Here is a 23,138-nt window from a genome sequence, read left to right as displayed (position 1 = left end):
TTGATGCTTTCATTACATTTAACTGATAGCTTTCGCAGACACTCCTATACTTTCTCTTTCCATCAACTCACATAATGTTTGAAACGCTTTCCGTTCATCTTCTCCTTCTGTCATAACTTCAATAATCATTCCTTCTGTTATTCCAAGTGTCATGATACCAGTAATAGATTTCATATTGACTTTTGTTTCCTCAAACCCAAGGTGAATTTTAGATTTAAATTTATTTGCTGCTTGAACTAGCTTTGTGGCAGGACGAGCATGAATACCCATTTTATCTGTAACTGTAAATTTCTCTAAGAGCATACTATCTCCCTCTCCTCTCTAATAAACGAAGGCTTCGTTTCTGATTTTTATAATGTCATAAATGTATCCGATCTCCGACAAGGGAATCTCTACGCCGTAATTCTCTTCGATTCTATAGAATATACGCTTCATCAGATGAACGAACGTTTTGTGTTCTTCCCCGAATTGTTCCATATCAGAGTAATATTCAATAGGACTTTTCTTGACTAGCCTTTCAACGAGACAACTCATATGAATATATAAACTCATTAAAGTAGGATTTGAGAACGTAATGTTCAATTCTTGCTGAATTTTTCCTAGGATGTCGCTCAAATTATCAATAAGCTTGTCAGGATTAAGAATTGTTAAATGGTGAATAACACTTTCGAGAGAGAAAAGCTTCAGCATTGTTTCATTTAATTCTTCAATCTTTACAGTCGGCAATACTCCACTGAATATTTCATTCAGCTTATTCGTATCTTTCTCTGAAATAATGTCTTCCATAGCTACAAAAGGAATATGCGGCACCTTCGGATCCAGAGTACCTACAATCCCCAAAACATTATAGCTAGTAAAGACATGTTCCTTAAGCCCATTATTTTTTAAACTTAAGAAATCATAAGGAAGTACTGTGATGTTTTTTGTGTTGCCAATGCCTTTCATAAGGAGCTCTTTAATTTTCACCGCAGTACCCATGCCAGTACCACATGTTGTAATGATAGCATTGTACTTGTTATGTTCATCTTTAATCAGTTTGTAGGTTGGTTTGATGGATGCTGTAACACACTTAAGTATTTGATCTATTTTATCTTCACGCAGGATTGATTCTCCAACTTCAATAGCCATGGATGTTGTAATGTTATTTAATAATCCAATAGCACCTGGACCCTTAGGTTGCAAATGGTTTTGCAATTCTGTCAGTGAGCCCATATCAACTAGAAAAATGACACCATTGGTCGTATCAATAGCTTCCATATAATCCTCTATCTTATGAATAATATCAATAGGAGAAACCTCTAATGGCATATCGAAAGCCTCGAATATGTTCTCGCCAAGTACACTGTTTGCTACATGGGCTATACTGCTTGCTGTGGCAAAACCATGTGCAACGATGACCGACCTGATTCGGTCAGACCTCTTGTTTTTCTTTAACCCTGAGAGATAAAGAGCAATAACAGCAATATCCAGTTTGTTAACATATACATCAAAGGTATCCCTAATTTTGTTGACGATCCTATTGGCGTAAGTCACTTCATCCGGCAGCACTAACTGAATGGAATCCAGCACCTGCTTAGCAGTGCCCTCTTCTTTAGCTGTAAGGGCTGAGCTGCATGCTTCGAACAGATAATGTGTCAGCCCGATAGTGAAGCTTCCCGGAAAGATAATTGATTTATCCACTGGTCTATACTCCATGTACGTAGTAATCAGTTGTTTCAGGCTAAGAAATTCGACCTTTTCTATTACTTTTTGGTTGCTGTACATGATTCGGTCAATTTCCTGATTAACAAGGATAGCCAGCTCCGATATGTCTTCCTTAGGATCCGTATTACCGGCTAATCGTTTTATAAGAGACTGATATATATGGTTTAGTTTACCCCTAGATTGGTTCAAAAAGGGAAAATCATTTATAATTTTTACTGCCGGATGTATGGATATAGATTCATCCGGCAGTTCCAGTACATGTTTTTGTTTATTCAGTAAATAGTATTCAACTATTTCCTTTGGCAAATGGCGTTGTTGTATATGAATTCCATCATTTATAGCATCAATCGATTCTTGATAAGCTTTTGCACAAGACGTAGTAATTACATTCTTTAACTCTCCTACATTCCCTTTTGGACGATAGGCCATCAGCGCACGGATGACATCATGCTGGATACTTAATTTAACGCCGATATTCCTGCTTTCTTTTTCATAGAAAAGGTAGATTAAGCGAAACTTCTCATCGTCAGATCGTTCCCTTAATGGAGGAATCGATGCAATGATCGGAATTCTCCTTATGAATGTAGGCAGAAAAGTTTCTTCTATTCCTTCTGTAGTTGCAAATAGAAGCCTTACATCTGATCTCTTCCACTTTTGGTTGTCTCCCAATGGATGAAATACTCCTTGGTCCATGAACAGAAACAACTTCTCCTGTCCTTCCGCGGATAGTCGATGCACCTCATCCAAGAAGAGTATCCCTCCGTCAGCAGACTCGATGATGCCTTTCGTATCTTTCACAGCGCCGGTGAATGCCCCGCTAACATAACCAAAAAGATTAGCTGTGACTAACTCTGGATTATCAGCAAATTCTGCACAGTTCATTGTAAGGAAAGGACTCTCAGGACCAATAAGATTGCTTTCCAATGCGTATTCATACGTCAATCGCGCCAAATTACTTTTTCCTACACCTGTTTCTCCAGCAATCATGATTGGAAGACCTCTTGGAGGATAACTTATAGCAGCTTTTAATTGTTCTATTTGAGTGGACATGCTTCCTTCTGCACCAATAAATACAGAGAAAGGATCTCTTTTTTTGGTTTCTTCATTAAGCAAGTAGTGAAATAACTCTTCGTAACTAGAAAAGCTTGTTTGAGCGACAGATTTATTATAGTAATCCTCCAAATGTCTCTTCATGTGAAAATAAACAGGCCTAGTGTTGACCTTGACCATATCTCCCGAACGATTAAGTTCGTTTAAATACCTGCTTGCAGCACTTCTGCTAATCTGCATCAATGCTGCAATTTGACTGGCATCAATTCCAATCTGGTCCTTATGTTGATCTGGCAGATTAGCAGACAGATGTAAGATTTGTTGGATTATGTTATCTTTTATCAAATCGATCCTCTCCCTATCCGACCTACTGAAGCTCTACCTTTCTATTATATCTATAATTTTCTTAATAGTTAGAAAATATTTAGATATTAGCCACCTTACTTCCCATCATCGTATGGAAGTTAGGGAATTTCGGAATTGCTGCATCTATGCCTTTATCAGCTGATAACAACGACGACAAGATTTGAAGCGGCACTATATACTCAAAGGCAGAGAAGTCTTCCTGCTCTTGAAAGGCGAAGGCTAAATCCTGATCAGAAGTTTCAAAGGTGCCCTCTTTACCTATTACGTAACAATGATCTGTTATATTTCCCAAGAAATCTTTCATATTGAGCAGCCTTTCCTTATCTTTGTGCTCTGAGGCCAGAAATATGATGAAGCTGTCCGGGCTGATGCAGTTATAAACGCCATGCATGTATTCTTCCATTTCATAACCAACCACAGGAACTCTCGCAGTTTCCAGGAGTTTCAATGCTCCTTCCAGTGCTGTAGCGTAGTTTGTGCCATATCCGATTACAGCGATATCTTTTGCATGGTAGAAGTCGTCCTTAATCTTTTGATACCATTCCTCAGAAACTTGAGCCAGCGTATCAAGGTTGCTGAAAGTAGTTTGCAGTTTCTCTAACAATTCTTCATCTTGCTTCCCGGAAGCCTGCATAGCGAAGAGAATCAAAGTAAGAATGGTCCCGACATATCCTTTTGTCTTAGCTCCTGCTCTCTCAACCGAACCGATGGATAAAGGGATAAAATAGTCTACCGTTTCCGCTAAATCACTTTCTGCATACTCGGAAATTCCGATAGTAGGAAACCCCCATTGCTTAGCTTTTTCAATTCCATGAATTGTCGATAGGCTCCTGCCACCTTGTGAAATCCCAATAACAAGCTGTTTACCGCCTAAATGCAGTTGCTCCCGCTCAAAATGTGTTGGATACATTACAAATACCTGTTTGTTTAGTAATTTTGATATCGTATCTTTCGCCACTAATGCAGCATGATAGGAAGTTCCGGAACCTATCACATAAATATTTTCGATATCGTTATTTGTGTAAGCTTGCACGCTGTCCCCTATAATATCTTCCTTACCTTGTAAAATAGATGTGAGAACTTCCTTTTCCTCATGGATAAATTGATTCATTAGATTTGTTTGCATAATGCTTCCCCTTCCTATCAATAGGTTTATAGAATTCCAGCCCACTTGCCTAAAATACCGACAGCAATGATACCAATCATAATATAGTTCACCTTAATACCTTTCTTCAGCAGCAAGAATAGCAGCAATGTAAGCCCTAGCGGCAGGATATTCGGCATTATTTGATCCAGCGTATCCTGTAAGTTAACAGCAGCCCCCTGGATGCTGATTTCTAATGGAGTTGTGAATTGTACCAAAGTTCCAGTCATGGCTCCTATTACAATCAATCCCAGTATGCCTGCGCAGTACGACACTTTTTCCATATTTCCCTTTTCATATAAAGAGCTAAGGAGTGTTGTCCCTTGGTTGTAACCCCAGAATGTTCCTTTATAACGCAAGAAGAAGTGAGGGATATTGTAAAGCACCAAGAAGAGGATTGCTCCAAGTATGTTGCCTTGGCTGGCAAGCGATATTCCGATACCAGCCGCTATCACCCGAAAAGTTCCCCAGAAGAACGAGTCACCAATACCAGCTAATGGTCCCATCAAGGCGACTTTTATCGCATTAATGGAAGAAGAATCGAATACCCCTTTTTCCCTTGCATTCTTTTCTTCCATTGCCGTTGAGATACCCATGACGAAACTTGAAACAGCAGGAGTAGTATTGAAAAACTCCAAATGCCTTTTTAAAGCAGCAGCCAAATCACTCTTCTTTGGATAAAGCTTTAACAGGATAGGAATCATCGCATATAGATAGCCTAAAGCTTGCATCCGCTCATAGTTGAAGGATCCTTGAAGGTGAAATGATCTCCAAAAAACCCTTCTCAATGTTTTTTTATCTACTAGCTCATCTTGACCAGCATCCATTTGATGATTAATTTGTTTTTCCTCCATTAGAGAAGCACCTCCTTGTCCTTATCTGTTGGCATAAGCTGATATATCACGACCGCAATAATAGCTCCAATTACCGCTACAGGCGTGATATCGAGCCCGAAAAACACAGCTAAACCGAAGCCTAGAAAATAGAAGGGCGATAATTTCTTAGTGAATGTCATTTGCAACAAAAGTGCAAAACCTAATGCTGGGAACATATTCGCTGCAACTTGCAGCCCTTCCGTGATAGTTTGAGGAATAGCGTTCACGATACCCTCCACCACTTCAGAACCTAATAGAATCCCCAAGAAATTTGGAACAAAACCATTTAGGAAAAATAGTCCTACAGCAAGCCAGTGCATCAGAACAATTTTCTTTGTATTACCTTCTTCGGCATATTTATCTGCGCGATGTATGAAGGAAGTGTTGATTGTCCTTACAAGGATGCCAAGAGATTGAGCAAGTATGGCTATCGGAACTGCTAATGCCAAAGCAACCTCAGCTCCGCTGTCAGTCATAATGGCAAAAGCTGTCCCTAAGATACCTCCAGTTGTTACGTCAGGTGGTGTTGCCGATCCAACACCGACGATTCCCATCCATACGAGCTCTAATGTTGCTCCGACAATGATTCCAGTAGTGAAGTCTCCCAGCACTAACCCTACGAGCGGCCCCATGACTAGCGGACGTTCAAACATCATCTGTCCGAATATTCTTCCGTCCAAGATTCCAATAGCTCCAAGCAACCCGATAAGTATAGCCTCCAATACCATAAGAACTCCCCCTCCCGTTTAGACGACAGTTTCGTATAGCTTTTTGCTATCCGTTGGTACCTGACGGATTTCCACTTCAATTCCGCGGCTGATTATTTCGTTTAAATTCTCTTTATCATCTTCATCTACAGCAATCGCTCTGGAAATGAGTTTTTTACCCTCTGCCATCCGCATCCCGCCAAGATTGATACTTTTTATCCCGGTGTAACTTTCAACTAAAGATAAAGCATCCTTTGAATTATCAACTAGAATCAATGCTTTGAATTTGGGATCTTCCAATTTCGGAAGTATCTCGATGGTTTCAGTCACTGTTTTGACATATAGTGTGCTTCCCGGTGCTTTTGCTAGATTTAACGTCATCTTCTTTAAAGGATCACTTGCCGCTTGATCATTTGCGACAATAACTGTATTCACATCAAGGTGGCGGGACCAGGCAAAAGCTACTTGGCCGTGTAAAAGTCGATCATCAATTCTTACAAGTTTAATCATTACTGTTCCTCCTATCTATTGAGGTATACTTTTGGATAACAATTCATTGACATACACAATGCCGTTTTTTGCTTGATGCACACAATGATCTATTAAATCGTTCGTTGACATTGCATCTTTCAAACTAAGCATTTCCAATACGAGTGATAAATTAAAACCAGTTATCACATGAATATTGGAATGACTTGTAAACTCAGCACATAGATTAGCGATGCTTCCACCCAACACATCTGTGAGAATGATATATTCAGAATTTTTATCATCCACATCGTTTAGCTTTTCACTGATTTCTTCTTTGATTGAATCCATTGTTCTCTCGGAATCCATACACACCACTTCCATTTCATAGGCGTCACCCATGATCATTTGAACAGAGTTCTTAAGTTCCTTTGCAAGATTGCCATGTGATGCGATGATGAATTTTTTCATCCCTTCACCTCCTCACTTAACTAATAAGCAAGAATCATGCCAATTAGTGTGAAGTGGTAAGATTAACGTTATATTCTGCATATCTTTCTTACTGTGTCACAGTATTGCTTTCACAACGAGGATTACGAGGGGTGTGTGATTAGCAGCCCATCAACTAAGTGACAGGATTACTGCTGTTAATCTCTTGCTTCCAATCGGCAATTTAATTTACTTTGATAACGCTGTTACGGAATGGATGGAAGCACGCGCATTTATGAACTGTTCGTACTGGGATCATGGCATCACCAGTTTTGAATCGGTTTATAATACCGCTAACTAGAACGCAGGTTGAATTATGAAGTTAGACAATCAGCTCTGTCTTGTTGTTAATAAAGGGTAGAAGCTGCCAAGCAAGTTATTATACCTCTGACTATCCAAATGTATTATAATAAGTAATATACTGGAAAAGGATGGAGCGAATTTCTATTTCAAGAAAAATAAAAATACTATTAGTAATTTTTTGCTTAGTTGCAATTACTGGAATTTCTGTCTATATAGTTTTGCCTTTTTTATCCGTTCATCACGATAAGACATTGGAAAAAAGTCTAAACTACAAGCTAAAGGAGGAAGGTACGAATTCATTGGATCTTGGAGATTATATTGAGTATGATTGGAAGAAAGCTTATATCTTTACTCCTTACACGACTGAAGTTGATATGAAGAAGATACTAGGTCTGACATTCCATGATCCAGTGAATATGTCAGTCAGAGATGATATAGAACTCTTGGTTGTAATCAAAGAAGATAATACATTTGAATACATGAGCGTCGAACTTCAATACGGGTATTTGCAGCAAAAAGAAGAATACATAACACCCCAGAATGATGTGATTGAAATTACTCGCCCTTAACTAGCAATTAAATAAAATGGACCGACTGGCAACTGCCAGTCGGTCCATTTTATTTAAGCTTGCAACTTGCATTCAGCTTTTTCCCCTTAAGATATGCCTTTTGCGTTCTCATCATACATAGGCCAAGCTACATAGGTCCAAGCTCAATCTATTAAAAAAATCTTAGCTCACTTAAAAAGTTTATATGCCCTTATTAACTATTTTCATGTTTCAACAATTCTTCTTCAAAGAAAAAAGTACTTGGATATTTATTGACTACATAAGAGTATTTTTTCATGTTTTTCACATAATGACTTTTCAAGACCGTTACTAATTCATTCGATTCTTTTATTTTGACTACTTCTCCATTACGGAATATTCCTGCGCTCATAGCTCTCATCCTCTCGGGTATCAATCCAAAATATATTATGTCCGCCTTTATGATTCCCCAAAGAACTTCTGTCAACTCTGGTATTTTTATACCGAAATTTCAAAAGTAGATTTAGTATGTGTTTTATAGCTAACACATCATAAGAAATAAAAAAAGACCCCCGAAGGGGTCTTTTTTACTTTAATTAGATTTTGTTAACGTTAGCAGCTTGTGCTCCGCGTTGACCTTGTTCGATATCGAATGTCACTTTTTGACCTTCGTCTAAAGATTTGAAGCCTTCGCCTTGGATAGCGCTGAAATGTACGAATACATCTTCTCCGCCTTCAACTTCGATGAAGCCGAATCCTTTATCTGCGTTAAACCATTTCACTGTACCTTGTTCCATAATTGTTGCCTCCTGTTGTGGGAATTCCCACAAATATATTACTACCCTTGTTCAAACATATTATCTCAAGATATATAATACTTCTTGCAAATCTTACACCGAACAAAAATAACTAAATTCATCATAACATATAGAACTGCATAAAGCAAATACAGAAAAGTAGATAAATTTTAAAAGTGTAAAAACCTGGATTTGATATGTATATATCCACATTCATTTGTCTACTGGGGTATTCAAGTAGTCCCAAATAATACTTGAATTGCCCTGCGTATTAATTAAGAAACAGCAGCTTATAGAGAGCTCAAACATCCCTCATTTTTGCTTTCTTTTACAGATATATACAAAATTCCAGTACTTCAATCTGGCAATCTATTACACTTTGATAGCTCAGTTAGCGTAATACATAAAGGTTGGCAAGACATGTTCGATAATATTTTCGTACCAGGGCTGAATGGCATTGCCCGTTTCGTCTTTTGGTACCCATTTTTGATGTCACTTTGGATTGCTGGTACGCTTGTCTATATATGGTTCCGGGATAAAGACCAAAAAATTGATTTTGAGAAGGTCGACTGGCCGCTGATCAGTTTTTTGGTCCCTTGTTATAAAGAGGAAGATCCCTGACACCAAACGTGATATGGCTGATTCCCTTGATCATTCCGATGGTCCCACGCTTTGAACATAACCATTCGCTTTCAACTTCTCTTCTGCCTCACCTACAATAACCTGCCTCAGATCCTCCAGTACCGGATGGAATTCCGTATGGGGTTTCAGCATATAAACCATTTCTCTTTCAATATCCAGCCATGTATCCATCGCTGCTTCATTATGCTGCAGCTGTGCTTCCAACTTATCTAACGCATTGGCTACCTTTGCCTCGAATGTTTCCTTTGCTTCGAATTCAAGCCAAAGTATCTGAAGCTCCTTACCTGGCTCTTCTTCCAGCATTCCCCTTATGTTATCCATAGCATGTTGCTCAGCAAGCTGCTTTTGTACTTTTCTTTCTGCATCATACAGCGTATCAAAAGCAGGAACATCCTTTGCTTCTGCTTCGACTAAATCGTGAATCATGATCATTTTCAGCAACTTTGCCATGTCTAATTTTTCTTCTATGTACGGTTCTATCAGTACTGCCATAAGGCCTACACGCCATGTGTGTTCTGCTACACTCTCTTGCCTGCCGTTTGAAAGCCAGCTGTGCCGCATCTCGAATTTGAGCTTTTCAGCAAGCCTCAATACTTGCATGATTCCTTTCATCTGTTCCATTGTAACATCCCCTTCCTGCCATCTTACCATAATTTTCATGCTGCACATGTCGTTTTTTGCCTTAGGTAAAATCATTTTCTCAATTGATTATTTTTTGCATAAACACACTTGACTTTCCCATGTACATAATATAATTTTGCACTAAGGCAAAATAAGTGCGCGCGCCTAAAGGATTGAATTTACTGAAAAGGAGTGTTTAGTGTGAAGAAGCTGTTTTACTTTGTTTCCCCTTTGTTTGCTGTCTTCTTGCTTGCTGGCTGTGGTGCTTCGGATTCTGCTTCGGGTTCGGAGGAAAAGAAATTGCAGGTGACGACGACTATTGCTCAAATTGCCGATGCTGCTGACCAAATTGGCGGCGAACATGTGGATGTTGAAAGTCTAATGGGTCCAGGAATCGATCCACATTTGTACAAAGCAACACAAAGCGATATGCAAAAGCTTCAGGATGCCGATGTTATTCTCTATAACGGTCTGCATTTGGAAGGTCAGATGCTGGAAGTATTCGAGAATATGCAAGATAAGACTCCTGCAGTTGCAATCGGCGAGCAAATCAACGATTCAGGTTTGCTTACAGATACAGAGGATGACTCTCTTTCCGATCCTCATATCTGGTTTGACATTGTACTCTGGAAAGATGCTATTGGCAGTATTACCGACACATTTATCGAAAAAGATCCTGAAAACAAAGCAGATTATGAGAAAAATGAAGTTGCTTATTTGAGGGAATTAGATGAGTTGAAGACTTATGCTGAAGAACAGATAGCCTCCATTCCAGAAGAACAACGGGTTCTTATTACAGCGCATGATGCTTTTCAATATTTCGGCGAGGCATATGATATGGAAGTGATGGGACTCCAAGGGTTGTCTACTGACTCCGAATTCGGTTTGGCTGATATTCAGAGACTGGTGGATAAGCTGACGGAACGAAAAATCGGTGCAGTATTCGTTGAGTCGAGTGTATCGGAGAAATCTATCAATGCAGTGATTGATGGAGCCAAGGAAGCTGGGCACGAAGTAAAAATTGGCGGTGAACTATATTCAGATGCCATGGGTGAGGAAGGTACTGAGGAAGGCACATACATCGGTATGTACCGCCACAATGTAGACACAATCGTGGAAGCTTTGAAATAGGAGGATGACTGATGAATGCATTGGAAGTAAAGGATTTAACCGTTGCTTATGATCGAAAAGCGGTACTGGACGGTGTGGATATTTCTGTCCCTGCGGGCAGCCTTACAGCAGTCGTCGGTCCTAACGGAGCAGGAAAATCCACACTGATCAAAGCCATACTCGGAATGCTGAAGCGTTCATCAGGACAAATCTCCATTCTCGGGAAAACATATAGCTCAAAAAATCGAAATGTAGGCTATGTACCACAGCGCGGATCCGTCGATTGGGACTTTCCAACAAATGCTCTTGATGTCATCCTGATGGGGCGCTACGGACATATCGGCTGGTTCAAGCGGCCTTCCAAACAGGATATTAAGCTTGCGAAAGAAGCATTGCACAAGCTCGGAATGACTGAATATGCAGATAGGCAGATCCGCCAGCTTTCCGGCGGACAGCAGCAGCGCGTCTTCCTGGCGCGTGCATTGGTGCAAGATGCTGAAGTATATTTCATGGATGAGCCCTTTGTCGGAGTGGATGCCAAAACAGAGAAAGCGATTATCGACTTATTAAGAGAATTAAAGCAAAAAGGCAAAACGGTTATCGTCGTGCATCACGACTTACAGACTGTGCCAGAATACTTTGATCATACGCTCCTATTGAATCGCACTGTTATAGCCAACGGACCTACCGAACAAGTATTCACAAAAGATCTGCTTCAGAAAACCTATGGCGGTACGCTGGCATTTTTTACTCCAACAGACGATAGGCGTGTGACATCATGATGCAGTACATGTGGAATGCATTACTGTACCAGCCGAATGCGCAGTGGGTAGTGCTTAGCACAATGCTGCTCGGGATTGCCAGCGGAGTTCTTGGAAGCTTTGCTCTTTTAAAAAAACAGAGCCTAATCGGTGATGCGGTTGCCCACGCTGCACTGCCAGGAATATGTATCGCTTACCTCTTCACCGGTGAAAAGCAGCTGCTTGTCCTTCTGCTCGGTGCGACTGCGACCGGACTGCTGGCTACCTATCTTATCCAGCTCATTACGGCAACGACGACGATAAAAAAAGATGCTGCCATCTGCCTCATATTAAGCGTCTTCTTCGGCGCAGGAATTGTTTTGCTGAGCCGGATCACGCAGCAAGCCGGAGGAAATAAAAGCGGGCTCGATCACTTTATCTTCGGTCAGGCTGCAGCTATGACCCGAAACGATGTCTATACCATGGCTGGTGTTGCCAGCGGACTGATACTACTCGCCTTTCTTCTATTTAAAGAATGGAAGCTGCTTATTTTCGATCCCGACTTTGCCAAAAACAGCGGGCTGCCAGTTGGATTGCTTGAAACACTCTTCTCTACCCTGCTTGTAATCACAGTTGTAATTGGCATCCAAGCGGTTGGCGTCATCTTGATGGCAGCATTGCTGATTATACCAGCTATCAGCGCCAGGTATTGGACGGACCGACTTGGCTGGATGATTTTCATAGCTGGATCTATTGGAGCTCTCTCCGGTATTGCTGGCGCCTTGATCAGTACGATTAGCACTGGTTTGGCTACAGGTCCGCTCATCGTTGTAACTGCTGCTGGTTGTTTTATCGTCTCCTTCACTATTGGACCAAAGCGCGGCCTTATTCAAAAGATGATGGCGCATCGCGTACATGCTGATCGTTTGAAGGAGGAAAGTGTATGACTTATGAAGGCTGGATTTTACTGACTGCCTGTCTCGTCGGAATCAGCTGTGGTATGGTCGGCTGTTTCTTGATTGTTAGGCGAATGACGATGCTCGCTGATGCGATCAGTCATAGCGTACTGCTTGGAATCGTACTCGCATTTCTTGTTGCAAATAGTTTGAACGGCATCTACATGCTGATTGGTGCAACCATAATTGGATTGGTGACGACATTTGCTATCCAATCACTCCATAACTCAGGCGTTCAAGAAGATGCTAGTATCGGTATTGTGTTTACGACTTTCTTTGCCATCGGGGTCATACTTATTTCGCTTTTCGCCAGAGATGTCCATCTCGATGTGGAGCATGCATTAATGGGAGAAATTGCCTTTATTCCATGGAATACGTTCACTCTTCTTGGGATCGAAATACCGAAAGCAACTGGGATGCTCCTATCTATCAGCCTTTTCGCATTGCTTGTCATTCTGATGTTCTATAAGGAATTAAAGCTCACGAGTTTCGATGCTGCGTTGGCAGTGACGCTGGGCCTTCCGGTTACTTTGATCCACTATTTATTAATGGGTCTGGTATCCATTACATCAGTTGGCTCATTTGATGCAGTTGGCGCTGTCCTTGTCGTCAGCATGCTAGTCGTGCCGGGCGCCTGCGCTTATCTTTTGACCGATCGATTATCTGTGATGCTGCTGTATAGCTGTTTGTTTGGAGCCGCTAGTGCCATATCCGGTTATTACGGTGCATTACTGCTGGATGCTTCCATTTCAGGATCGATGAGTGCTTCGGGAGGTATTTTATTTCTGCTGACATGGATATTCTCCCCAAGCTATGGGCTGTTGCGACGTTATCGGACGATGACCACGTCATGAATTCAGACTAAGTATTCTCCTTTAACTGGCTGCATACTATTTTTTTAAGCTTGCGGCCAGTTTATTTTACAAGAAAGAGTGCTTTTAAAAGGTAAAATCCGAGAGACTGTAGAATGTATAGGCACGCCTATAATAAAGGAGAATAATAATGATTAATCGCGTTGGTCAAATTATGCTGTATGTAAATGATCAGGATCAAGCAGTCCATTTTTGGACAGAAAAACTTGGTTTTCATGTGCTTGCCGAAGAAGACAATGAACATGGTATGAGATGGATTGAAATCGCACCTTCAAAAGATGCGGAAACAAGTATTGTTCTCCACAATAAAGCATTCATCTCTAAAATGGAGCCTGAACTAAATTTAGGTACTCCCTCTTTAATGTTCGTCTCAGATGATCTTGATAAACTACATAATGATTTACTAACGGTTCATGTGACCGTCGGAGAAATAGTTGAAATGCCATCTGAAAGAGTTTTTAACTTTGCAGATTATGAAGGAAATTACTTTGCAGTCATGGAAAAAAACAAATGATTCCTGGATTACATACACCGCGCTAGATCCATTTCGATTCTGTGAAATGGATCCTTTTTCTATGGGGTTAAAGAAGAAGCAATCCACTCCATATGGCTGTACGTTACCCTAACATCCCGTATTATTCTTTCTCTTCCCGCCTTTCATGGTAAAATGACATCACAACCCTTTCACAAAGCGAGGTTTAGCAGATGAAACGAAATGGTAAGATGGAAAGTGCCATCATAGACAGTATCTATTTAGATGAAAGCTTGGAAGTGCGATGGTATAAACCGGAGACCTTTTCTCCCATGTATAAGTATCAGCTATGCATCATGCAGGATGGCAACGATTATTTCCAAATGGGGCGTATCGCGACGTTAAGCGATCAGCTGCATGGTGATGGTCAGATTCAAAATACAGTTTTCGCCGGCATCCATTATCGCGACCGTTACGACCGAATTGATAAATACTACCCTGATGGAAAGAAACACGAAGCCTTTCTGCAGTTCCTTCTTCATGAAGTGCTGCCGGTTTTGGAGGATGATCTGCCGACATTACATATGGGAGCAACCAGGACATTAATGGGTGATTCTCTGGCCGGCACTCTCTCCCTTGTTGCTGCCCTTCGCTTTCCGCATACATTCGGAGGCGTTGTAATGCAGTCTCCATTAATCGATGAAGCTGTCATGCGGGAAGTAAGAGAAGCAAAGCAGCTGGATAGCTTGTCTATTTATCATACAATCGGTACGAATGAGACAAAGGTTCCTACAAGCTTCGGGAAAGAAATTGACTTTGTGGAACCGAACCGTAGCTTACAGGAATACTTCCACACAAAGCCTGTTGATTATACGTATCGGGAACTGGAGAATGCAGAACATACATGGAAGTATTGGCAGCGTGATATGAAACAGGTCCTGACAGACGTATTCGGCTGAACCTTCGGCCGCATACAGCAGGCCCTATCTCTGGTATAATAAGAGGCATAAAGCAAACGATACGCATGCTACTCATTCTTAATTGGAGGTATTGAGATGAACTACACTGTAGCAATTTTCCCATCTGAGCACGTGCAGCAAGAAGCTAATTCGTACCGCAAACGATACGACTCGGCTTACGCACTCATCAAACCGCATATGAAGGTAAGACAGCCATTCACATTGAATGAAGAAGATGATTTGATCGATGCTGTCAGTGAGCTGAAACGAATCGCACGCGAAACAGCACCCTTTTCTTATCAAATCGAAAAAGTAAGTACGTTTGCACCTGCTCATAATACACTCTATTTCAAGGTGACGCCTTCTGAGGAATTAAAAACACTGCACGAAAAGCTATATCATGGTTTCTTCGAAGGCGAAAAAGCATATGCATTCATTCCGCATATCACGATTGCGCAAAATCTTTCCAATGGGGAATATGCCGATTTGCACGGAACGCTGAAGCTGAAGCAATTTCAATATGAAGAACAAGCCACACAGTTCCATTTACTTCAGGAACAAGAAGACGGAAAATGGATCGTGAAAGAAACTTTTACGTTAGGTGAGGAATAATCATGGAAATATTCGTAGCAGAAAACAGTATACAACAGCAAGATGCTTTCCAAGTAAGAACACTTGTATTCGTTGAAGAGCAAAAAGTACCGGCCGATCTTGAAATCGATGAATTGGAAAATGAAAGTATCCATTTCGTCGGGTACGAGGATGGAACTCCGGGAGCGGCTGCCAGAATGCGATTGGTCGATGAGTATGCGAAGATGGAACGCATTTGCATCCTGAAAGAATTCCGAGGCAAACGTTATGGCAATGATCTAATGTGGGCAATGGAAGAGGAAGCCAAAAAACGCGGCATGCAAAAAGCGAAACTGAACGCGCAAACTCAGGCCATTCCTTTCTATGAACGATTAGGTTATACAGTCGTTTCAGAAGAATTCATGGATGCGGGCATTCCGCATAAAACGATGACAAAACAGCTGTGAGACTTCCTTTTGGAGGTCTCTTTTTTTGTATAGTCATGATTCCTTTGGGCATGCTTTCTCTTAGAAGGGATGTGTTGCACATGGGAGAATATGGACATATCATCGTGGAAGTAATATTCGGCTTTTTTGGCCTGTTTATCTTAACGAAGGTGCTCGGAAAAACCCAAATGAATCAAATTACTGCCTTCGACTTTATCGCCGCAATCGCTGTCGGAGAGCTATTCGGTAATGCTATTTTTGATCCAGAAGCTGGTATATCGCATATTGCAGTTGCAATCATCACATGGGGCTTATTGATGGTCGTCATTGAGAAAATCACCCAGCAATTCAAAGGTACACGCGGTTTTCTGGAAGGAAAACCTACTGTGATCATCTCCAAAGGCGAGCTCAGGTACGCTGACATGAAAGCCAACAAGATGGATTTCAATCAGCTGATGCACCAATTACGATCAAACAGCATCTTTTCACTCTCAGAAGTTGATTACGCCATTATTGAAGCTGATGGCAGTCTTAGCGTCTTGAAAAAAAGTGCGTATCAAAATCCTACAAGAAATGACCTTGATTTGAAAGAACAGCCCAACCCTCTCCCTGTTTCGTTCATACTAGATGGTGAAACAATAAAGGATAACATTATAAATAGCGGCCAGACATTGGAATGGCTGGAGAATGAAATAAGCAAACAAGGCTTCAACAGTGTTTCTGAGGTAGCATATGCGGAATGGACGCCTATTGACGGACTATTTACTAAATCGTATTAACTAACAAACTGTGTTAATATAACGCCCTTTTCCGGTTAAGAAGCTATATGTCTGCCCGTCAAATAGTGCCTCTTTGGTTGTTTGATTACGCTTCTGGCGGGGCATAGCAGCAGCTTGGTAGTCCAGCCTATCCTGAACGCGCTGCTCAAATGTATCTTTTGTTTTGTGGGACATAATCGGGTTGGTTCTTTCAATTACATAACGATCGCTTTTTGGACTGTTGATCCTATTTTGGTAATCCATATACTGATAGGATGAAACCGGTACTGTCCAACTCATACAATCTCCTCCTTTATGTATCTTATTCTTCTTTTTCCCGTTTACTTCCTTGTTGAACCATATAAAAAAAGCAGCCGAGGCTGCTTTTATCAGAACCAGAAATTAGGGCGTCTTTTGTTATCATCGTCGTCTTTCTTTTTATCATCGTGATCATGTTTGTCATCATGTTTACGATCATCTTTCTTCCGGCGGAAACCGAATATTGGATCAAAATCAAAGCCATGATCATGTTTATCTTCATGATCATGTTTATCATCATGATCGTGTTTATCATCATGATCGTGTTTGTCATCATCTTTTTTCCGGCCGGAACCAAAGAACAGATCATAGTCTTGTTTTTGATGATGTTTTTTATCTTCATGATCATGATGCTTTTTATCGTCATGATCGTGCTTATCTTTGTGGATATCGTCTGCATCAAGCACAACTTTGTCAGCTTTAATGATGAGATTCTTCACGTGGATGACCTTTTTTTCCTGTGACATGTCTTTCACTCCTTTTTCCTTGGACTCAAGTCTTGATAGTTTATGTAACCCATTAGGATAAGGTGTGCTATGTACGCCTAATCCTGTGTTTTTTCTTCACAAGCAAATACCTACCAACTTCTTGCATTATGCGGATAAGTGCCCACACATAACAAGTGACCTCTCATATCTTATTAAAGACGAAACGTCATTACTTTATCATTTCGAGAGGGGTAAAATCATGAGCAACGCATCGCGAGAAAGTTCATCAATCGTTGTGGATATCGTCAGAGAAATTGCTAATGCACAAAGAGATATCTCCAGCGAGTGCTGTGCAACAAGTGCGGAACAATCCATTAATGATCTTCTTGGAAACTTTGGAGGATCTGCTGGTTTCGATACAGTACCAATAATGCTATACAACGATCTCGGAGGTATCTTCCGCGGATATGGTGTAGCACCAGGAGCAACTCCTGGAACACTCGGACCGGTAGCTGCAAGCTACTACTTCCGTGTAAAAGCAGTTTACGATGATGACGCTGCTGTATTGGAACTGCTTCGCAGCCCAGCTGATATCACACTCATTCCTGATGGTGTCGACGATCAGATAGTTACTGGCTTAGCAGCAACTGGCCTTTGCTTCACAGTCGATCTGACTAAATTTGCACACATCACTACTTTGCCAGCTATCTCCGCATTCCTTACTGGTACAACTGGCCCAACTGCTTAATCCAAGATCAAACAAGAAAAGTTCAATCTTGATTACAAGATTGAACTTTTTTTTAGAAACCAAGTAACTTGATATCACGGATATCTTCAATCTTCAATTCCCGTTTAAACGGACGCCGTATGGATTTAAATTGAATTAGATCTTCTTCCCTACCTGAAATGATGCCGATCAAGCTGCCTTCCGATGTAACGATTTCACATTTCATTCTGGGGATTTGAGAAGGAAGATTCAAGAAATACTCAACCTTTTCGACCGTCGTCAATTCCTTGAAATTCACTTTTTTACTGGTTGGTGCTGCTTTCTTCTCAGATGGCTGTGTTTTCTCCTCTGCTCGTGCAGCAGCTTTACGTTTTTCCTCTATTTGTGCAGTTTCTTGCTTTTCTTCTTCTGTTAGTACTTCTTTCTTTTTTCCTTTTGCCGTACGATAGGCCTGCTGCATTTCTGCCTTTGGCAAATCAAGCTTGGGCTGGGCTATGAACAGCATTGGCTGCTGGCTCCTTACCTTTTCATTGGACACGCAACGTCCTCCTTCGCATTAGGATTCCTACCCATTATATGCAGCTGATGATAGAGGGTGCCCAATTTGACTAAAAGAAAAAAGACTGTATTCAGACAGTCTTTTTTTGTCACATATTAACTTGTCAGCAGTCCCATAAAAGCTGTCGCCAGCCCGAAATAAATTAAAATGGAAATGATGTCATTAATAGTCGTAATGAACGGACCTGAGGCGATGGCCGGGTCGATGTTCAGTTTATGCATGAGCAGCGGGATGATAGCTCCTGCCAGTGTAGCAATGATTAATGTCGCAAAAATGGATAACCCGACAAGTAGACCTAGGAAGAAATCTTTCTGCCAGACGGTTACGACTAAGGTGATGACGATACCACAGCTAAGTCCAGTTATAATTCCTGTCAGACCTTCCCGCATCACCATCCGCATCTTTCCATGCTTAGCAACATCACCTGTCGCCATGCCCCGAACTGCAACTGCCAGTGCCTGGGTGCCAGTATTCCCTCCCATTCCCCCGATTAGCGGAATAAAGCTCGCCAGTATGGCCACTTGGCTTAGTGTATTCTCGAAACGACTAATTAAGCTAGCCGTAACCATACCAAGGAAAAGGAGAACTACGAGCCATGGCAGCCGTTTTCGAGCGGATACAAAGGCACTGTCTTCCCCTCTTTCCGTATCACTGACACCAGCTAATCGGCTGTAATCCTCATCTGCTTCTTCTTCCATAACATCAAGAATATCATCGACCGTAATGATACCGAGTATATGATTTTGAAAGTCGACAACCGGCAGTGCCAAGAAGTCATAATCACGCATCATTTGGGCGACATGCTCTTGATCGCCACCGACATCGACACTAACGATCCTGTCGCTCATCACTTCAGAAATGAGCCAGTCTTTCTCCGCTATTATGAGATTACGTAAAGAAATAACGCCGACCAGCTTCTTGTCTTGGTCAACGACATACGTATAGTAGATAGTTTCAGCATCAGGTGCTTCCGCTCTGAGATGTAGCATTGCTTCCCGTACTGTATCCGTAGCGCTGACACTGACAAATTCAGTCGTCATGATACTCCCGGCCGTTTTATCCTCATAATGCAGAAGATGCTTAATTTCATCTGCTGATTCTTTTTCCATGATCGTGATGAAACTAGCAACCTTGTTTTTATCCATTTCCTTTAAAATATCGACGGCATCATCTGCAGACATCTCGGCCAGTACCTGCGCTGCATAACGTGAGTACATCTCGGTGAAATACAGGTCTGCATTTTCCCAGTTGACGTTTTCCATAATCTCTGCGGTTTCATCTGGTGAGAGATAGGAATAAATTTGCTTCCGTATTTCTTCAGGCTGTTCCTCGAAAACAGCTGCTTGATCATACGGGTGCAATTCTAGGTATTCTGCACGAAATTGGTCGATTTGCTGGTTAGCTAGTGCTTCCCTGATTTTATTTTGGTATAGTAAGATTTCTTGGTTTTCCAAATGATCCATACGTCTGCCTCCTCGCTTGCAAGAACACTCAATAGTAAGTAATATCTTGCCCTTTGTCAACGTAAAAACGGTCGTTATGTGAAAGGTTTAAGAAACTTTAATAGAGTTCACTTAATTTATCCGTCATTTTGTTGTAAACTGTAACAAGATTATATTCCACTCATTTGCAAAATCTAATCGCTTTTATAGCAGCTAGAGATGCGGAAGGAACGAAAGAAAGGTTTTGTGTTGTGTATGAATTCTAACAAATTCCGGTTAGATCTAACAATTATATTAGTTTTGATATTGCTTTGTATCGTCTCTTCATTCACGTTATTCGAGCTGCAGCCGACATTATCCGGTATCGCAGCCCAAACACAATATATGCCGCGCCAGATTATGTGGTACGTCCTTGGTGCTGTCGTCATTGCTGTTATGATGCTGCTTGATTATGACCGGCTTCGCCAGCTCGTGTGGATTTTCTACGGAATTGGTATGGTTATGCTGTTGATGTTATTCTTCAAATTCCCAGCTGCCATCATCAATGAAGCAAACGGAGCGACAAGCTGGTTCATCTTGCCGGGTATCGGTTCGATGCAGCCTGCCGAATTTGTGAAGGTGTTTGTCGTTATCGCTTTAGCGCATGTCATCATGTCCCATAACGAAAAGAATACAGTCCGCACAAATAAAACAGATTTGTTCTTGCTTGGGAAGCTGTTTGCAGTAGCCTTGCCCCCTATGGGACTGATCGCTGTACAGCCTGACCTGGGCGGTTTCCTTGTACTGTGTTCTATTCTTGGAGCTACGATTTTAGTATCAGGAATCAGCTGGAGGCTGCTGTTGACCATATTGGGTGTTATCCTTGGTATTGGTTTATTTGTAGCAATTTTGGCTTATATTTTACCTGACCAGGTCGGTGCCTTCTTGCAGGAAACGATTTTCAAACACGTTGAGAGCCGATTCCTCGGCTGGCTTTATCCAGAAAAATATCCAGATTCCAGTTACCAGTACAGATTGGGACTGATGGCTATTGGATCAGGAATTCTTTTCGGAAAAGGGGCATCAAATTTCCAGGTCTCCATTCCGGAAAGACATACAGATTATATTTTTTCTGCCATCGCTGAACAGTTTGGGTTTATCGGATCCGCAATTGTGCTCTTCTTATTCTTCATCCTCATCTATCGGATGATTCAAGTGGGACTGGAGAGCAACGAGCCATTCGGCAGTTACTTGGCAGCCGGGTTCATCGGGATGTTCACTTATCAGATATTCCAGAACATCGGGATGTCGGTAGGACTCGTACCGATTACCGGACTTCCGCTGCCATTCCTCAGCTATGGAGGAAGTTCGACGCTCGCCTATATGATTGCAATCGGTATCGTGCTCAATATCCACTCGAGAACACGTACATTCATGTTTGAAACACAGAAATAAGCCTTACGTAAAAAGGGAAAGCTATTATAAGCTTTCCCTTTTTGTATATAGGAGTGATTCATATGAAAATAGATTTTATCGGAGATGTGCATGGCTGCTTGCCAGAGCTTTTCGAGCTACTCAATAAGTTAGGATATGACATAAAGGATGGTTTGCCTGTCCATCCAGAAAAACGCCGGCCATTTTTCATCGGAGATTTGACGGATCGCGGCCCCGATTCCTTAGGTGTAATTGAACTCGTTTACCGGCTTGTCGAAGAAGAGCTGGGATATTATGTACCAGGTAATCATTGTGATAAGCTTTACCGTTACCTGCGCGGTAATAACGTACAAGTGAAACATGGATTGGAAACAACAGTAGCTGAACTTCAGAATTGTGAACCGAATAAGCGCAGAAAGCTATCTAATATGTTCATGCAGCTCTACAAAAAAGCACCTCTATACAAACAAATCCCGGAATTAGGCGTCGTGGCAGCACATGCTGGTATTAAAGAATCCCTAATCGGCAAGGAAGGGAAAAAAGTGAAAAGCTTTGTTCTTTATGGAGATACGACTGGTGAAATGGATGAACTTGGCCGTCCAGTCAGACTGGACTGGGCTAAGCATTATCATGGGGAAGACTGGATTATCTATGGCCATACCCCGGTTCTGGAAGCCCGCACTATTCATCATACTATCAATATCGATACAGGCTGTGTTTTCGGCAACAAGCTTACCGCCTGTCGCTTTCCAGAACAATCCCTGCATAGCGTCCCGTCCCAGCAGCCGTTCGTCGAAGAGAAATTCCGTTCATTCGATTGAAAAGTCAGCCGGAACCGGTGAATGAAAGGTCAGTACGCGTTTCGTAAACGGATGAATAAAGCGCAGCTGCTGGGAATGGAGCGCCTGTCGGCTGATGACACCCGTACCACCGCCATACAGTGTATCACCGGCGAGCGGATGTCCAAGTGATGCCATATGAACACGGATTTGATGCGTCCTTCCAGTAGCAAGCTTTATTTCAACTAGTGTATGATCAGCGAAGCTGGTCTGACGGCGAAAGTGAGTAACTGCTGTCTGTCCATCAGGCCTTACTTCCCGTTCAATGATCGAGCCTTCCTTCCTGCCGATCGGTTTGCTGATTGTCCCGGACGATTCTTCCATACTGCCCTCCACTAGCGCGACATATGACCGCTGTATTTTTCCTTGCTTTTGGTCGGCAGCCAAAAGCGTATGGGCATAGCGATGTTTTGCGACAAGCATCAATCCCGAAGTATCGCGATCAAGCCTTGTCAGTATATGGACTGTATAAGCAAGCCCTTGTTTCTGATAATGCCAAAGCAAACCATTCGCAATCGTACCTGACGGCTGATTCATAGATGGAATCACTGCCACCCCTGGCTGCTTATCCAAGACTAGAACGTGCTCGTCTTCGTAGACAATCGGCAGCTCGAGCGGCTCTGCTTCCATATAAGCACCAGCTTTTTCCTGCGGCAGCTCCACTTCTAAGCTATCCCCTGCTTTCCCCGCATGCCAAAGAGGTGCCGGCTGCTGATTGAGCGTAACCAGCTGCGGCTCCTCTTTTAATGTCTTGAATAATCTTCTTGAAACTCCTTGCGATTTTAGGAATTCCTTGATGACGATTTCCGCCTGCAAGGTCCAGCTTAATTTCATAG

General features: G+C 41.8%; 29 protein-coding genes. 14 read left to right on the top strand and 15 right to left on the bottom strand.

Annotation, left to right across the window (positions count from 1 at the left end; genetic code table 11):
• Positions 1–18: 18 nt before the first annotated feature.
• From ABXS78_RS05930 to ABXS78_RS05900, 7 genes are all read right to left on the bottom strand, one after another.
• Complete coding sequence (locus ABXS78_RS05930) at positions 19–303, bottom strand: HPr family phosphocarrier protein (protein WP_366249323.1); 285 nt, start codon at positions 301–303, stop codon at positions 19–21.
• Between the two features lie 18 nt (positions 304–321).
• A complete protein-coding gene (locus ABXS78_RS05925) occupies positions 322–3,099 on the bottom strand; it encodes a sigma 54-interacting transcriptional regulator (protein ID WP_366249322.1) in 2,778 nt (925 codons plus the stop codon).
• Between the two features lie 79 nt (positions 3,100–3,178).
• Positions 3,179–4,246 carry an SIS domain-containing protein gene (locus ABXS78_RS05920; RefSeq protein ID WP_366249321.1) on the bottom strand — a complete coding sequence of 356 codons (1,068 nt, stop codon included), beginning with the start codon at positions 4,244–4,246 and terminating at the stop codon, positions 3,179–3,181.
• A 26-nt stretch (positions 4,247–4,272) separates the two neighbouring features.
• The gene (locus tag ABXS78_RS05915) at positions 4,273–5,118 is read right to left on the bottom strand and encodes a PTS system mannose/fructose/sorbose family transporter subunit IID (protein ID WP_366249320.1); all 846 of its coding nucleotides are present in this window, start codon (positions 5,116–5,118) and stop codon (positions 4,273–4,275) included.
• Positions 5,118–5,867: a PTS sugar transporter subunit IIC gene (locus ABXS78_RS05910; protein WP_095223831.1), complete on the bottom strand. Its 750-nt coding sequence runs from the start codon at positions 5,865–5,867 to the stop codon at positions 5,118–5,120. The genes ABXS78_RS05915 and ABXS78_RS05910 overlap by 1 nt, the downstream gene beginning before the upstream one ends.
• Positions 5,868–5,885: 18 nt before the next feature.
• Positions 5,886–6,356: a PTS sugar transporter subunit IIB gene (locus tag ABXS78_RS05905; protein WP_366249319.1), complete on the bottom strand. Its 471-nt coding sequence runs from the start codon at positions 6,354–6,356 to the stop codon at positions 5,886–5,888.
• A 15-nt stretch (positions 6,357–6,371) separates the two neighbouring features.
• Positions 6,372–6,785: a PTS sugar transporter subunit IIA gene (locus tag ABXS78_RS05900; protein WP_366249318.1), complete on the bottom strand. Its 414-nt coding sequence runs from the start codon at positions 6,783–6,785 to the stop codon at positions 6,372–6,374.
• A 620-nt stretch (positions 6,786–7,405) separates the two neighbouring features.
• Here ABXS78_RS05900 and ABXS78_RS05895 point away from each other — a divergent pair.
• Positions 7,406–7,675: a hypothetical protein gene (locus ABXS78_RS05895; protein ID WP_366249317.1), complete on the top strand. Its 270-nt coding sequence runs from the start codon at positions 7,406–7,408 to the stop codon at positions 7,673–7,675.
• 193 nt (positions 7,676–7,868) lie between these two features.
• Here ABXS78_RS05895 and ABXS78_RS05890 read toward each other — a convergent pair whose 3' ends face one another.
• Complete coding sequence (locus ABXS78_RS05890; RefSeq protein WP_366249316.1) at positions 7,869–8,045, bottom strand: hypothetical protein; 177 nt, start codon at positions 8,043–8,045, stop codon at positions 7,869–7,871.
• A gap of 184 nt (positions 8,046–8,229) precedes the next feature.
• A complete protein-coding gene (locus ABXS78_RS05885; RefSeq protein ID WP_038559445.1) occupies positions 8,230–8,430 on the bottom strand; it encodes a cold-shock protein in 201 nt (66 codons plus the stop codon).
• Positions 8,431–8,850: 420 nt separating this feature from the next.
• Here ABXS78_RS05885 and ABXS78_RS05880 point away from each other — a divergent pair, with 420 nt between their 5' ends.
• Positions 8,851–9,051 (top strand): hypothetical protein, encoded by a 201-nt coding sequence (locus ABXS78_RS05880; protein WP_366249315.1) that lies wholly within the window; start codon positions 8,851–8,853, stop codon positions 9,049–9,051.
• A gap of 30 nt (positions 9,052–9,081) precedes the next feature.
• On the opposite strand, the gene ABXS78_RS05875 is transcribed toward ABXS78_RS05880, so the two are convergent.
• Positions 9,082–9,684, bottom strand: a complete 603-nt coding sequence (locus ABXS78_RS05875; RefSeq protein WP_366249880.1) for an HD domain-containing protein — start codon at positions 9,682–9,684, stop codon at positions 9,082–9,084.
• A 210-nt stretch (positions 9,685–9,894) separates the two neighbouring features.
• Between ABXS78_RS05875 and ABXS78_RS05870 the strand changes: the two genes are divergently transcribed.
• The 9 genes from ABXS78_RS05870 to ABXS78_RS05830 all read left to right on the top strand — a co-directional run bounded on the left by ABXS78_RS05870 (position 9,895) and on the right by ABXS78_RS05830 (position 16,597).
• Complete coding sequence (locus ABXS78_RS05870) at positions 9,895–10,824, top strand: zinc ABC transporter substrate-binding protein (protein ID WP_366249314.1); 930 nt, start codon at positions 9,895–9,897, stop codon at positions 10,822–10,824.
• Positions 10,825–10,835: 11 nt separating this feature from the next.
• Positions 10,836–11,585, top strand: coding sequence for a metal ABC transporter ATP-binding protein (locus tag ABXS78_RS05865; RefSeq protein WP_366249313.1), 750 nt, complete (start codon positions 10,836–10,838; stop codon positions 11,583–11,585).
• Positions 11,582–12,490, top strand: coding sequence for a metal ABC transporter permease (locus ABXS78_RS05860; RefSeq protein ID WP_366249312.1), 909 nt, complete (start codon positions 11,582–11,584; stop codon positions 12,488–12,490). The genes ABXS78_RS05865 and ABXS78_RS05860 overlap by 4 nt, the downstream gene beginning before the upstream one ends.
• The gene (locus ABXS78_RS05855; protein WP_366249311.1) at positions 12,487–13,353 is read left to right on the top strand and encodes a metal ABC transporter permease; all 867 of its coding nucleotides are present in this window, start codon (positions 12,487–12,489) and stop codon (positions 13,351–13,353) included. The genes ABXS78_RS05860 and ABXS78_RS05855 overlap by 4 nt, the downstream gene beginning before the upstream one ends.
• Positions 13,354–13,501: 148 nt before the next feature.
• Positions 13,502–13,885, top strand: a complete 384-nt coding sequence (locus ABXS78_RS05850) for a VOC family protein (RefSeq protein WP_366249310.1) — start codon at positions 13,502–13,504, stop codon at positions 13,883–13,885.
• A gap of 191 nt (positions 13,886–14,076) precedes the next feature.
• Complete coding sequence (locus tag ABXS78_RS05845; protein ID WP_366249309.1) at positions 14,077–14,802, top strand: alpha/beta hydrolase-fold protein; 726 nt, start codon at positions 14,077–14,079, stop codon at positions 14,800–14,802.
• A gap of 96 nt (positions 14,803–14,898) precedes the next feature.
• On the top strand, positions 14,899–15,414 hold the full coding sequence (locus ABXS78_RS05840) for a 2'-5' RNA ligase family protein (protein WP_366249308.1): 516 nt from the start codon (positions 14,899–14,901) through the stop codon (positions 15,412–15,414).
• A 2-nt stretch (positions 15,415–15,416) separates the two neighbouring features.
• Positions 15,417–15,839 (top strand): GNAT family N-acetyltransferase, encoded by a 423-nt coding sequence (locus ABXS78_RS05835; protein WP_366249307.1) that lies wholly within the window; start codon positions 15,417–15,419, stop codon positions 15,837–15,839.
• An 80-nt stretch (positions 15,840–15,919) separates the two neighbouring features.
• Positions 15,920–16,597, top strand: coding sequence for a DUF421 domain-containing protein (locus ABXS78_RS05830; RefSeq protein ID WP_366249306.1), 678 nt, complete (start codon positions 15,920–15,922; stop codon positions 16,595–16,597).
• Here ABXS78_RS05830 and ABXS78_RS05825 read toward each other — a convergent pair whose 3' ends face one another.
• Together ABXS78_RS05825 and ABXS78_RS05820 are read right to left on the bottom strand one after the other, a co-directional pair.
• Entirely contained in the window at positions 16,598–16,876 is a 279-nt protein-coding gene (locus ABXS78_RS05825; protein WP_366249305.1) for a hypothetical protein, read from the bottom strand.
• Between the two features lie 89 nt (positions 16,877–16,965).
• Entirely contained in the window at positions 16,966–17,361 is a 396-nt protein-coding gene (locus ABXS78_RS05820) for a hypothetical protein (RefSeq protein ID WP_366249304.1), read from the bottom strand.
• 220 nt (positions 17,362–17,581) lie between these two features.
• Here ABXS78_RS05820 and ABXS78_RS05815 point away from each other — a divergent pair, with 220 nt between their 5' ends.
• Entirely contained in the window at positions 17,582–18,070 is a 489-nt protein-coding gene (locus tag ABXS78_RS05815) for a CotY/CotZ family spore coat protein (protein WP_366249303.1), read from the top strand.
• A 52-nt stretch (positions 18,071–18,122) separates the two neighbouring features.
• On the opposite strand, the gene ABXS78_RS05810 is transcribed toward ABXS78_RS05815, so the two are convergent.
• Together ABXS78_RS05810 and mgtE are read right to left on the bottom strand one after the other, a co-directional pair.
• Positions 18,123–18,587, bottom strand: coding sequence for a CotO family spore coat protein (locus tag ABXS78_RS05810; RefSeq protein ID WP_366249302.1), 465 nt, complete (start codon positions 18,585–18,587; stop codon positions 18,123–18,125).
• A gap of 116 nt (positions 18,588–18,703) precedes the next feature.
• Entirely contained in the window at positions 18,704–20,071 is a 1,368-nt protein-coding gene (gene mgtE / locus ABXS78_RS05805; protein ID WP_366249301.1) for a magnesium transporter, read from the bottom strand.
• A 234-nt stretch (positions 20,072–20,305) separates the two neighbouring features.
• Here mgtE and ABXS78_RS05800 point away from each other — a divergent pair, with 234 nt between their 5' ends.
• Both ABXS78_RS05800 and prpE read left to right on the top strand, forming a co-directional pair.
• Positions 20,306–21,484, top strand: a complete 1,179-nt coding sequence (locus ABXS78_RS05800) for an FtsW/RodA/SpoVE family cell cycle protein (protein WP_366249300.1) — start codon at positions 20,306–20,308, stop codon at positions 21,482–21,484.
• A 62-nt stretch (positions 21,485–21,546) separates the two neighbouring features.
• A complete protein-coding gene (gene prpE, locus ABXS78_RS05795; protein ID WP_366249299.1) occupies positions 21,547–22,284 on the top strand; it encodes a bis(5'-nucleosyl)-tetraphosphatase PrpE in 738 nt (245 codons plus the stop codon).
• Here the strand turns inward: prpE and ABXS78_RS05790 are convergent.
• Complete coding sequence (locus tag ABXS78_RS05790) at positions 22,273–23,136, bottom strand: RluA family pseudouridine synthase (RefSeq protein ID WP_366249298.1); 864 nt, start codon at positions 23,134–23,136, stop codon at positions 22,273–22,275. The two genes, prpE and ABXS78_RS05790, sit on opposite strands and share 12 nt — an antisense overlap.
• Positions 23,137–23,138: the final 2 nt, after the last annotated feature.

This window comes from Terribacillus aidingensis (assembly GCF_040703035.1).
Taxonomy (GTDB): Bacteria; Bacillota; Bacilli; order Bacillales; family Amphibacillaceae; genus Terribacillus.
This window is presented reverse-complemented; position numbering and strand designations above follow the sequence as displayed.